This window comes from Pseudomonas sp. MDT1-17 (genome assembly GCF_054898105.1).
This window is the reverse complement of the sequence record NZ_JBUBVM010000001.1, coordinates 2,359,829-2,372,271: the sequence shown is the minus strand read 5'-3', so window position 1 is coordinate 2,372,271 and position 12,443 is coordinate 2,359,829. Positions and strand designations below refer to the sequence as shown.

The following is a 12,443-nucleotide window of genomic DNA, read 5'->3' as shown; positions in this document are numbered from 1 at the left end:
CCCTCGGTGGATTTCTTTGAGGTGCACTATATAGTTTCCGCTAAGGCTGGCGGACATTTCGCCTGGGATAGAAGTCTTTTTCAGGGCTTCCATCGCTCCCCCCTTCATCATACTGAACGTACTTATCCCCGGATCAAACCGGCAATTTCCGTCACATAGCGCACAACAAGTTCTTCATTCGCACGACTCTCCACATTCAACCGTAGCAATGGTTCCGTATTGGATCCTCGCAGGCTGAAACGCCAATCGCCAAACTCAAGGCTGATCCCGTCTGTTTCATCGATAAGCGGGTTACTCGGCAGGAAGTGTTCGAGCACCTTTTTTAAGGTCTCATTCACATCCGTCACACGATAGTTAATCTCCCCACTACAAGGAAACGCTTCGATTCGCTTCGCGACCAGCTGCGCAAGAGTTTCTCCTGTTTCGGAAATCAACGCCGACACCAATAACCATGGAATCATCCCGCTATCGCAATACGCAAAATCCCGGAAGTAGTGATGAGCGCTCATCTCCCCGCCATACACCGCATCTTCCTCACGCATGCGCTCCTTGATGAACGCGTGTCCGGTTTTGCTCTGCACGGCAATACCACCCGCCTGCTCGACCTGCTCGATCGTGTTCCAGGTCAGACGCGGGTCATGAATGATCTTGCTGCCCGGGTGTTGTTTGAGCAGCATTTCGGCCAGCAGGCCAACCAGGTAATAGCCTTCGATAAACCGGCCATCGGCATCGAAGAAGAAGCAGCGATCGAAGTCACCGTCCCAGGCCAGGCCCATGTCGCACTGGTTGGCCAGCAGCGCCTGACGAGTCAGTTCGCGGTTCTCGGGCAGCAGTGGATTGGGTACGCCGTTCGGAAAGTTGCCATCGGGTTCTTCATTGATGAACACCCATTGCAGCGGCAACCGCGCAGCCAGCAACTGCAGCACGGGGCCGGCAGCGCCGTTGCCCGGGTCAGCGAGGATCTTGAGGGGTTTCAAGGTGCTGACGTCGATGTAGGTGAGCAAATGGTCGATGTAAGCGGTCTTGTCGAACGCTTGGCGAACTGCGCCTTTTTCTGCCGCGATGGTGCCCAAGTCACCCTGATCGACACGCTGGCGGATGGCGTCGAGGCCAGTGTCGCCGCTGATAGGGCGAGACTCGGCCTTGACCAGCTTCATGCCGTTGTAGCCTTTGGGGTTGTGGCTGGCAGTGATCATCACGCCGCCATCGACCTTGTAATGACTGGCGGCGAAGTAGACTTCCTCGGTGCCGCACAGGCCGATGTCGATCACATCGGCACCCGCCTCGGTCATGCCGCGCATCAGCGCTGTCGCCAGAGGTGGGCTTTCGAGCCTCATGTCCTGGCCGACCACGAAGGTTTTCCCCTGCAACTCGGCCACGAGTGCGCGACCTATGCGGTAGGCGATGTCTTCGTTGAGTTGATCGGGGACCTGACCACGAATGTCATAGGCTTTGAAGCATTGCGTCACGATAGGAGGATACATTCTACTCACTAACTGAAATGTCCGATGCCGCCCTGAGGCGGCAACGGCAAGAATGGACCGCCAGGGCCTGATGCCGCTGGCGCGCTGCCCCCGCAAGGTGCGGGGCTCGCTTCGGGTTCAGTGTTACTTGTCGACGCGACCGTAGTTGTCTTCGAAACGCACGATGTCGTCTTCGCCCAGATAGTCACCGCTCTGCACTTCGATCAGCACCAGATCGATAACACCCGGGTTCATCAAACGGTGTTGATGGCCGGCACGAATAAAGGTGGACTCGTTGGTGTTCAACATCAGCTCTTGCTGGTCGTTGACCACTACCGCCATCCCGCTGACAACGATCCAGTGCTCGCTTCTGTGGTGGTGCATCTGCAGCGACAGAGAAGCCTTAGGCTTCACCACAATGCGCTTGATCTTGAAGCGCTCGCCATTTTCCAGCGTTGTGTAGGTGCCCCAAGGGCGATGCACGGTGCGATGGAGTAGATGAACCGTGTGGCTGCAGGCCTTGAGCTGATTGACGATATGTTTTACGTCTTGAGCATGATCTTTGTGGGCAATCATCACCGCATCTGGGGTGTCGATCACCAGCAAGTCCTCGACACCCACAAGAGCGGTGAGTCGACCTTCACTGTTTACGTAGTTGTTGCGGGAATTGTGGGACAACACCTCGCCTTCAAAACGGTTGCCGTTCTCGTCAGGCTCGGTCAGTTCACTGACAGCGTTCCAGGAACCAATGTCACTCCAGCCGATATCACAGGGAACAGTCGCGACTTTGGAGGAGCGTTCCATCAACGCGTAGTCGATGGAGATATCCGGCACCTCTGCGAACGCATCAGCATCGAGCGCAAGGCAACGGTACTTGGCGGAAGAAGTAAGCCGCGATGCTTCAATCGTCTTGTTGACCGCTTCCACTACGTCCGGAGCATGCTGACGAAGCTCTTCGAGGACAGTACCCACCCGGAAGCAGAACATCCCGGAGTTCCAGTAGTAGTTACCTGCGCTGACATAGGCTTGAGCGGTGTCAAGATTAGGTTTTTCGACAAAGCGCGCTACTTTCAGGCCGCCCTTCAGCGGGGCATCTTTTTGCGCTTCGATGTAGCCAAACCCGGTTTCAGGGTATGTCGGCTGAATACCGAACGTTACCAGCCAGCCGTCGGCAGCAAGCGTCATGGCACTGGATACGGCCGCAGCAAAGGCTTTTTCGTCTTTTATCAAATGGTCAGCGGCCAGTACCAGCATTTGGGCGTCGGGGCCATGTGTGGATTCCAGCTGAAGCGCGGCAGCTGCGACGGCCGCAGCGGTGTTACGACCGAAAGGTTCCAGGATGAAGCCTTGAGCGTGCTTGGCTGTATTGACTGCGCCGTACTCGTCTTCGGTCTTGAACAGGAGTTCCCGGTTGGTCACCGTAAGAACTTCCACAACACCTTCCAGGCGCGAAGCTCGAAGGAAGGTTTTCTGGATTAGATTCTGGCCATCTGGCAGTTCCATAAACGGCTTTGGATGGGCTTCACGAGAAACAGGCCACAACCGGCTGCCCACTCCACCAGACAAAATTACGGGAATCAGTTCCATGCTCTAAATCCTTAATCCCCTTCTGGCGGATACGTCCAGAAAGTGGGGCTCAGTTATGTTTTCCGGTCATTCCTGCATCGTAATCGATGCAAATTCTTTGCTCGAAGCGATTGCAAGGGTGACAGCTCGACTTCGATCCAAACCCGTCGGCTTTTATGCCTGGTGCCTCACGAATTGACGCCCTCTACCACTTATCGGATCTTCCTGCCTGTTAACGCTTTTTATGGAAGGAAATCTCGACAATGGCGCCCTTCCTTTGAAAGGAAAAGCGGGTCAATTGAGATTGAGGTGCAATGCTAAACGGGATCAGATAATTCTGCCGGTCATTCTACAGGTAGTACCGGGGAATTAATAACTCATGCGGAAGGCCGGGATACAAAAAATCATTTGAAATCAAACGTGTGTTTCAAGTGCGAGCCATCAAAATAACATCAACCACCCGCATCGATCAAACCTCAGCGACCAGGCACATCCAGAAGTTTTTTCAAGTATTGCCCATAACCCGTCTTTCCAAGTCGCTCTGCCTGAGCCAGCAGCTCAGCAGCAGATATCCATCCGCTGTTGTAAGCAATCTCTTCCAGGCAAGCAACTTTCAACCCCTGGCGTTTCTCGATGGTACTCACGAAGTGGCTAGCCTCAAGCAGTGAATCGTGAGTACCCGTGTCCAGCCATGCGAAACCGCGACCAAGGATTTCGACGTTCAGCTCATCCCGCTCAAGATAGGCACGGTTGACGTCGGTGATTTCGAGCTCGCCGCGTGCGGACGGTTTGATGCCCTTGGCGATCTCGACAACCTTGTTGTCGTAAAAGTACAGGCCGGTCACCACGTAGTTGGATTTGGGTTTCTGCGGCTTCTCTTCGATGCTCAGCGCGCGCCCGGCAGCGTCGAATTCCACAACACCGAAACGCTCAGGATCAGATACGTGATAGCCGAATACAGTCGCGCCTTGTTCTTGATTCTTCGCGGAACGCAGGTTTTCCGAGAAGCTCTGCCCATAGAAGATGTTGTCGCCCAGGATCAGACAGCAAGGGTCCCTGCCGATGAACTCCTCCCCAATGATGAAGGCTTGCGCCAAACCATCCGGGCTAGGTTGTTCGGCGTAGGTAAGCTTGATGCCATACAGGCTTCCATCACCCAGCAATTTCCGGAAACAAGGTAAATCTTCCGGGGTGGAGATGATCAGGATTTCTCGCATTCCCGCGAGCATCAGCACCGACAGCGGATAAAAGATCATCGGCTTGTCGTAGATCGGCAGCATCTGCTTGGACACACCGAGGGTCAACGGATGCAAGCGCGTACCCGAACCACCGGCGAGGATGATGCCTTTACGATTGGTCGTGGTCATTTATTCAGAACCTCCCTAAGCATTCGGGTTACGCCACTTTGCCAATCCGGCAAGTGAAGAGAAAAGTTGTCACGTAGCTTCTGAGTATTCAAACGCGAATTCAGAGGGCGTCTTGCCGGTGTTGGATAAGCCGTCGTTTTAATCGGATTGATCGCCGTTACGGCGAGCTGCTCGCCGTTGTCTTGAGCGAAACCGATCACATGGCTAGCATAGCCGTGCCACGACACTTCGCCACTGGCCGCCAAGTGATACAAACCCGACAACTCAGGGCGCTGCAGAACCTGCTGAATGGCCAACGCTGTTACGTCGGCAATCAGGTCTGCACCCGTAGGGGCTCCGATCTGGTCGGCGATGACGCTGAGGGTTTCGCGATCCTTGGCCAGACGCAGCATGGTCTTGGCGAAGTTGTTGCCGCGAGCGCCATAGACCCAGCTGGTGCGGAAGATCAGATGCTTGCAGCCCGACGCGGTAATCGCCTGTTCACCAGCCAGTTTGCTGGCGCCGTAGTGATTAACCGGGGCCACTTCATCTGACTCTTGCCACGGCGTAGAACCCAGGCCGCTGAAGACGTAATCAGTCGAGTAGTGAATCATCCAAGCACCCAGGGTTGTGGCCTCTTCGGCCATGACTTGGCTGGCCTGACCGTTCACACGGTCGGCCAGCTCGGTTTCGGACTCGGCTTTATCGACAGCGGTGTAAGCCGCAGCGTTGACGATGACGTCGGGCTGGATCTGGCGGATCGTCGCCCGCAATGCGTCGAGGTTAGACAGGTCGCCGCACAGTCCACCGACCGCATGACGATCCAGGGCGATCAGCTCACCGAGTGGCGCGAGAGAGCGTTGCAGCTCCCAGCCTATTTGGCCGTTTTTGCCCAGCAGGAGGATTTTCATACTTTGTTCGAACGGTTCGCATAATTCTGGTCGATCCACTGTTGGTAGCTACCGCTCTTCACGTGAGCGACCCATTCAGTGTTGTTGAGGTACCACTCGACCGTTTTGCGGATGCCGGTTTCGAACGTTTCTGCCGGCGTCCAACCCAGTTCACGCTGGATTTTGCTGGCGTCGATTGCGTAACGCAGGTCGTGACCCGGGCGATCCTGAACATAGGTGATCAGGCTGGCATGTGGGCGGTGAGCAGAATCGGGACGCAGTTCGTCGAGCAGCGCGCACAGGGCATGCACCACATCGATGTTTTGCTTTTCGTTATGACCACCGATGTTGTACGTTTCGCCAATTACACCTTCGGTCACGACTTTGTACAGTGCACGGGCGTGATCTTCGACGTAGAGCCAGTCGCGGACCTGATTGCCTTTGCCGTAGACCGGCAATGGCTTGCCTTCCAGTGCATTGAGGATGATCAGCGGGATCAACTTCTCAGGGAAATGGCATGGACCGTAGTTGTTCGAGCAGTTGGTGACCAGAGTTGGCAAGCCGTAAGTACGACTCCAGGCGCGAACCAGATGATCGGAACTGGCCTTACTGGCGGAGTAAGGCGAGCTTGGCTGATACGGCGTGGTTTCGGTGAAGAGGTCTTCCGGACCTTCGAGGTCTCCGTAAACTTCGTCAGTCGAAATATGGTGGAAGCGGAAGTTGGCTTTACGCGCATCATCCAGCGCCGCCCAATAGTGGCGCGCAGCTTCCAGCAGGGTGTAAGTACCGATGATGTTGGTCTGGATGAATTCAGATGGACCAGAGATCGAGCGGTCGACGTGGGACTCTGCGGCCAGGTGCATGATCGCATCCGGTTGGTGTTCACGCAGGACACGGTCGATCTGATCGCGATCGCAGATGTCGACGCGCTCGAACACGTAACGCGTGTTCTGACTAACTTCGGCCAATGACTCAAGGTTACCGGCGTAAGTAAGCTTATCGACGTTAACGACCGAGTCGGTTGTGCTGGAGATGATATGTCGAATAACTGCCGAACCGATAAATCCTGCGCCACCGGTAACTAGAATTTTCACGCGAAGCCATACCTTTGGAGTTACTGATAGGGTAGATCCCACTAATGGATACGGACGAGCATAGGTGCAAATTCGACGTGCGCCACGCCGTTGTCGCAGTCAGACAAGGCGCTTGCGTGAAGCTCTGGATGTACGTCCCAGAAACCAACCAAGAATCGGCCCGATCACCATCCCGATCAACAGCGCCACAACCATGACCAGCGACACCGGCAGTTGCGGCCCCGCCCAACCCAGGAACAGCAGGGAAACCGATTGTTGATTCTCGAGAACGAACGCGAGGACCGCCAAAACCAGTAACAGGACGAATACGGCGAGCAGTACGCGCTTGAGGTTACGCATGAGCGATTCCTTGAATTGCGGTAGCCGTCAAAGCCCTTCCTCCTCGTCCTCGTTCACACGATCGCGCAATTCTTTGCCTGGCTTGAAATGCGGCACGAACTTGCCGTCGAGGCTGACGGACTGACCGGTTTTTGGATTGCGACCTACGCGCGGTGCGCGGTAGTGCAAAGAGAAACTGCCAAACCCACGGATCTCGATGCGATCACCGGTGGCCAGGCATTGGGACATTTGTTCGAGCATGGTCTTGATGGCCAGCTCCACATCCTTGGATGAGAGCAGCCCTTGATGGGTGACAATTCGTTCGATCAACTCCGACTTCGTCATATTTTTCCCTTCTTTTTCAAGCAGCTAGGAAAAGCGCTTCAAAGGTTTTAGCATGCCCGGAAGAATTTGAACAGCCCGAGTTTTTGACATTTTTCACCAGCATAGAGATGCCCTATTCCAGAGCATCGGAACACTGATCGTGCACTCACGCACTCATCTACAGATAACCAGCATGGTGCGCGTCAGATAGCCCGCAGGATTGAAGCCAAAGGGGTACTCATCCTCGTCTTTGGCATCATCGGACCTGGCTACAACTGTGTAGCCCGCCGCCTTGCACTCCTTGTTCGCTCGCTTGCGGCATTTCTCCCACCCCGAGCCCAGCCCCGAACAATCGATCTCGATGCCACTGACCCCACGCACCGCATGAGTCTTGGCATTAGTGGCACAGCCCGCCAATGTCAGTACTGCTATTACGACAATGAGCTTGTTCATTCGCTTCCTTAGGCCGGACACGCCGCCAGACTGTCGTTCGCTTCAGGCTAGAGACTAGCTGTAAATAAACGATTGATCCTGTTAAAGAAAGAGACAGTTAGGGAGGAACAATGGTTCATCGTTGGATGTGAGGTAGCAAAGATCAAGATCAAAAGATCGCAGCCTCCGGCAGCTCCTACAAGTGATCATGTATGTCCTGAGCGGTGCGTTCGCCGAATTCCAGGCGCAAAAAAGGGCGACCGAAGTCGCCCTTTTTCTATGGTCTGACAGAACTTAGTTCTGTTTTTCCATTTGTGCACGCAACAGGTCGCCCAGAGTGGTAGGACCAGCAGCGATGCTATCCGAAGGCTTGTCTTTCAAGCTTTGGATGGCTTCTTTCTCTTCAGCATCGTCTTTCGACTTGATGGAGAGCTGGATTACACGGCTCTTGCGGTCAACGCTGATGATCTTGGCTTCTACTTCCTGGCCTTCTTTCAGAACGTTGCGCGCGTCTTCAACGCGGTCACGGCTGATTTCGGAGGCTTTCAGAGTCGCTTCGATATCGTCGGCCAGAGTGATGATGGCGCCTTTAGCGTCAACTTCTTTCACGATGCCTTTAACGATTGCGCCTTTGTCGTTCTCTTGAACGTACTCGGAGAACGGATCGCTTTCCAGTTGCTTGATACCCAGGGAGATACGCTCGCGCTCTGGGTCAACCGACAGGATAACGGTGTCCAGCTCGTCGCCCTTCTTGAAGCGGCGAACGGCTTCTTCGCCCACTTCGTTCCAGGAGATGTCGGACAGGTGAACCAGACCGTCGATGCCGCCGTCCAGACCAATGAAGATACCGAAATCGGTGATCGACTTGATGGTGCCGGAGATTTTATCGCCCTTGTTGAACTGGCCAGAGAAATCTTCCCATGGGTTAGATTTGCACTGCTTGATGCCGAGGGAGATACGACGACGCTCTTCGTCGATGTCCAGAACCATAACTTCCACTTCGTCGCCGACTTGTACGACTTTCGAAGGGTGGATGTTCTTGTTGGTCCAGTCCATTTCGGAAACGTGTACCAGGCCTTCAACGCCTTCTTCCAGCTCAGCGAAGCAGCCGTAGTCGGTCAGGTTGGTTACACGAGCGGTAACGCGAGTGCTTTCTGGGTAACGGGCTTTGATAGCAACCCATGGATCTTCGCCCAGCTGCTTGAGGCCCAGGGAAACACGATTGCGTTCGCGATCGTACTTCAGAACCTTGACATCGATCTCGTCGCCAACGTTGACGATTTCGGAAGGATGCTTGATACGCTTCCAAGCCATGTCGGTAATGTGCAGCAGGCCATCGACGCCACCCAGATCGACGAATGCGCCGTAATCGGTGAGGTTCTTGACGATACCTTTGACTTGTTGGCCTTCCTGCAGGGATTCCAGCAGAGCTTCACGCTCAGCGGAGTTCTCGGCTTCGAGGACGCTACGACGGGAAACGACAACGTTGTTGCGTTTCTGGTCAAGCTTGATGACCTTGAATTCCAGCTCTTTGCCTTCCAGGTGCGTGGTGTCGCGCACTGGACGAACGTCAACCAGAGAACCTGGCAGGAACGCACGGATGCCGTTAACGTCGACAGTGAAGCCGCCTTTAACCTTACCGTTGATAACGCCCTTGACCACTTCTTCGGCTGCGAAGGCTGCTTCCAGAACAATCCAGCATTCAGCGCGCTTGGCTTTTTCACGGGACAGCTTGGTTTCACCAAAGCCGTCTTCAACCGAGTCCAGAGCAACGTGAACTTCGTCACCGACGTTGATAGTCAGTTCGCCAGCATCGTTGTAGAACTGCTCAAGCGGGATGAGTGCTTCAGACTTCAGGCCAGCGTGAACGGTTACCCAGCGAGCTTGGTAATCGATATCAACGATAACACCGGTGATGATGGAGCCTGCCTGAAGGTTCAGGGTTTTTAGGCTTTCTTCAAAGAGTTCCGCAAAGCTTTCGCTCATTTTAATTCCTGAGTATAAGGGCGAAGAATACGCCCATCTCCACATCCCAGACGACGTGGGTTACGTTCATTTAAAGAAACACCACAGGACTATGACTGGTCCCCTGCAGAGCTTCTTGGTCACCCGGCGATATCGCGGAGTGCGATCTCGCTCATGATGCGTTCCAGCACCTGATCGATGGATAATTCCGTGGAATCCAGCTGTATGGCGTCAGCCGCCGGCTTGAGCGGGGCTACCGCTCGCTGGGTGTCACGCTCATCGCGTGCACGTATCTCATCTAGCAGACTCGACAGACTAACACCATCGACTTTGCCCTTCAACTGCAAGTATCGACGGCGCGCACGCTCCTCGGCACTGGCAGTCAGGAATATCTTCAGCGGTGCATCGGGGAAAACCACCGTGCCCATGTCGCGACCATCGGCCACAAGACCCGGAGCCTCCTGAAACGCCCGCTGGCGCTGCAGCAGCGCATCGCGCACGGCCGGCAGAGCGGCGACTTGCGAGGCCCATGCGCCGACTTGTTCATTGCGCAAATCATCAGTGACATCGTCACCTTCAAGAATGATTCGTTGCGGATGACCTTCGGTCGCGCCGACGAACTGCACGTCCAGATGAGCGGCCAGCAGCTTAAGCGACTCTTCATTGGTCAGATCGACGCCATGGTTACGCGCGGCGAATGCCAGCAGACGGTACAGCGCACCGGAATCCAGCAGGCACCAGCCCAGACGCTTGGCCAGAATCCCGGCAATAGTGCCCTTGCCCGAACCGCTAGGCCCGTCGATGGTGATGACCGGTGGCTTGATAATCACGACTGAGCCTCTTGTGCAACACGGATACCGACCTGCGCACACAGCGCGAGGAAGTTCGGGAACGACGTCGCGACGTTGGCACAGTCATGAATGCGGATCGGTGCAGTGGCGCGCAGCGAAGCCACGCTGAAGGCCATGGCAATCCGGTGATCGCCGTGGCCATGCACTTCGCCACCGCCGATCTGGCCGCCGTCGATAATGATGCCGTCCGGGGTCGGTTCGCATTTGACACCCAACGCCAGCAAGCCATCCGCCATGACCTGAATCCGGTCCGACTCTTTAACCCGCAGCTCTTCAGCGCCACGCAGGATGGTGCGCCCTTCGGCACAGGAGGCAGCCACGAATAGCACCGGGAATTCGTCGATGGCCAGTGGAACCAGCGCTTCGGGAATCTCGATACCTTTGAGTTTAGCTGCACGTACGCGCAGGTCCGCAACCGGTTCGCCGCCGACTTCACGCTGGTTTTCCAGGGTGATATCAGCGCCCATCAGACGCAGAATGTCGATCACGCCGGTACGAGTCGGGTTGATGCCGACGTGTTCGAGCACCAGCTCCGAACCTTCGGCGATCGATGCGGCCACCAGGAAGAACGCCGACGACGAGATGTCGCCCGGTACTTCAATGTGGGTCGCGGTCAGCTTGTGGCCGGACTCGACCGAAGCAGTCGCGCCGTTGACCGTGACCGGGTAGCCGAAGCCGCGCAGCATGCGCTCGGTGTGGTCGCGGGTTGGCGCCGGTTCGGTGACGGTGGTCTTGCCTTCGGCGTACAAACCCGCCAGCAGCAGGCAGGACTTAACCTGAGCACTGGCCATCGGCATGGTGTAAGTCAGGCCTTTGAGCTTATTGCCGCCACGAATGGTCATCGGTGGACGACCTTCTGCAGCGGTCTCGATCACGGCGCCCATTTCACGCAGTGGATTGGCCACGCGGTTCATCGGACGCTTGGACAACGAGGCGTCACCGGTCAACGTGCTGTCGAAGTTCTGCGCAGCCAACAGGCCAGACAGCAGACGCATCGACGTGCCGGAGTTGCCCAGATAGATCGGGCCCGGCGCAGGCTTCAAGCCATGCAGGCCGACGCCGTGAATGGTCACGCGACCGTGGTGCGGACCTTCAATCACGACGCCCATGTCACGGAAGGCTTGCAAGGTTGCCAGGGCGTCTTCGCCCTCGAGGAAACCTTCCACTTCGGTGACACCTTCAGCCAGGGAGCCGAGCATGATCGAACGGTGGGAAATCGATTTGTCGCCCGGTACACGAATCCGCCCAGTCAGGCGGCCACCAGGTTGTGCCAGGAAAATCAGGTCGTTGGAGTTCATAGCGTCCACATAAGCCCGGCGGGCCAGGATTTTACTGAAATGTTCGCGGGCAACCCGGGCGCGAGTGAATACGCCCAACAATTGGTGCCCATCCCCTGCATCGACCGCGTCGCGCAAGGCGTCGAGGTCGCTGCGAAATGTATCGAGTGTGCGCAGGACAGCTTCGCGATTGGCGAGGAAGATGTCGTGCCACATGACCGGGTCGCTGCCCGCAATTCTTGTGAAATCGCGGAAACCGCCCGCAGCGTACCGGAAGATCTCAAGGTTTTCATTGCGCTTGGCCAACGAATCGACCAAACCGAACGCCAGCAAGTGCGGCAAATGGCTGGTCGCCGCCAACACTTCGTCGTGACGTTCGACCTGCATATGCTCGACATCGGCGCCCAATTCGCGCCACAACCGGTCGACCACTGCCAGGGCTGCCGGATCAGTTTGATCCAGCGGCGTCAGAATCACTTTATGGCGACGGAACAGCTCGGCGTTGGAGGCTTCCACCCCGCTCTGCTCGGAACCGGCAATCGGATGCCCCGGCACGAAACGCGACGGCATGCCGCCAAACGCTTCGGTTGCGGCACGCACCACATTGCCCTTGGCGCTGCCGACGTCGGTCAGAATCGCTTGCCCAAGGTCCATGGCGGCCAAGCGGCCGAGCATTTTTTCCATGGCAAGGATTGGCACGGCGAGCTGAATGACGTCGGCGCCCTGGCAAGCAACGGCCAGGTCTTCTTCGCAGCGATCCACCACACCCAGCTCAACCGCCAGTTTGCGCGACTGCGGGTCGAGATCGACCCCGACCACTTCGCGGCACAAGCCGCTTTCACGCAAACCCTTGGCAAACGAACCGCCGATCAACCCCAGACCGACCACCACCAGGCGACCGATCATAGGTTCAGCAG

At 56.2% G+C, this 12,443-nt stretch carries 11 protein-coding genes; all 11 read right to left on the bottom strand.

Annotation, left to right across the window (positions count from 1 at the left end; translation table 11 throughout):
* Positions 1-122: 122 nt before the first annotated feature.
* Entirely contained in the window at positions 123-1,484 is a 1,362-nt protein-coding gene (locus ACYZTX_RS11010) for a phosphohexomutase domain-containing protein (protein WP_462034069.1), read from the bottom strand.
* 123 nt (positions 1,485-1,607) lie between these two features.
* A complete protein-coding gene (locus tag ACYZTX_RS11005; protein ID WP_462034068.1) occupies positions 1,608-3,050 on the bottom strand; it encodes a mannose-1-phosphate guanylyltransferase/mannose-6-phosphate isomerase in 1,443 nt (480 codons plus the stop codon).
* Between the two features lie 455 nt (positions 3,051-3,505).
* Positions 3,506-4,396 (bottom strand): glucose-1-phosphate thymidylyltransferase RfbA, encoded by an 891-nt coding sequence (rfbA, locus tag ACYZTX_RS11000; protein ID WP_462034067.1) that lies wholly within the window; start codon positions 4,394-4,396, stop codon positions 3,506-3,508.
* Positions 4,393-5,286: a dTDP-4-dehydrorhamnose reductase gene (rfbD, locus tag ACYZTX_RS10995; RefSeq protein ID WP_462034066.1), complete on the bottom strand. Its 894-nt coding sequence runs from the start codon at positions 5,284-5,286 to the stop codon at positions 4,393-4,395. The genes rfbA and rfbD overlap by 4 nt, the downstream gene beginning before the upstream one ends.
* A complete protein-coding gene (rfbB, locus tag ACYZTX_RS10990) occupies positions 5,283-6,359 on the bottom strand; it encodes a dTDP-glucose 4,6-dehydratase (RefSeq protein ID WP_462034065.1) in 1,077 nt (358 codons plus the stop codon). The genes rfbD and rfbB overlap by 4 nt, the downstream gene beginning before the upstream one ends.
* A gap of 99 nt (positions 6,360-6,458) precedes the next feature.
* Positions 6,459-6,698, bottom strand: a complete 240-nt coding sequence (locus ACYZTX_RS10985; protein ID WP_462034064.1) for a LapA family protein — start codon at positions 6,696-6,698, stop codon at positions 6,459-6,461.
* A gap of 27 nt (positions 6,699-6,725) precedes the next feature.
* Positions 6,726-7,022: an integration host factor subunit beta gene (gene ihfB / locus ACYZTX_RS10980; RefSeq protein ID WP_003369729.1), complete on the bottom strand. Its 297-nt coding sequence runs from the start codon at positions 7,020-7,022 to the stop codon at positions 6,726-6,728.
* Between the two features lie 153 nt (positions 7,023-7,175).
* Positions 7,176-7,454, bottom strand: coding sequence for a hypothetical protein (locus ACYZTX_RS10975; RefSeq protein WP_462034063.1), 279 nt, complete (start codon positions 7,452-7,454; stop codon positions 7,176-7,178).
* 273 nt (positions 7,455-7,727) lie between these two features.
* Positions 7,728-9,419: a 30S ribosomal protein S1 gene (gene rpsA / locus ACYZTX_RS10970; protein WP_008148721.1), complete on the bottom strand. Its 1,692-nt coding sequence runs from the start codon at positions 9,417-9,419 to the stop codon at positions 7,728-7,730.
* Between the two features lie 119 nt (positions 9,420-9,538).
* On the bottom strand, positions 9,539-10,228 hold the full coding sequence (gene cmk / locus ACYZTX_RS10965; RefSeq protein WP_462030531.1) for a (d)CMP kinase: 690 nt from the start codon (positions 10,226-10,228) through the stop codon (positions 9,539-9,541).
* Complete coding sequence (locus ACYZTX_RS10960; RefSeq protein WP_462037019.1) at positions 10,225-12,432, bottom strand: bifunctional prephenate dehydrogenase/3-phosphoshikimate 1-carboxyvinyltransferase; 2,208 nt, start codon at positions 12,430-12,432, stop codon at positions 10,225-10,227. Before ACYZTX_RS10960 ends, cmk begins: the two co-directional genes overlap by 4 nt.
* Between the last annotated feature and the right edge of the window lie 11 nt (positions 12,433-12,443).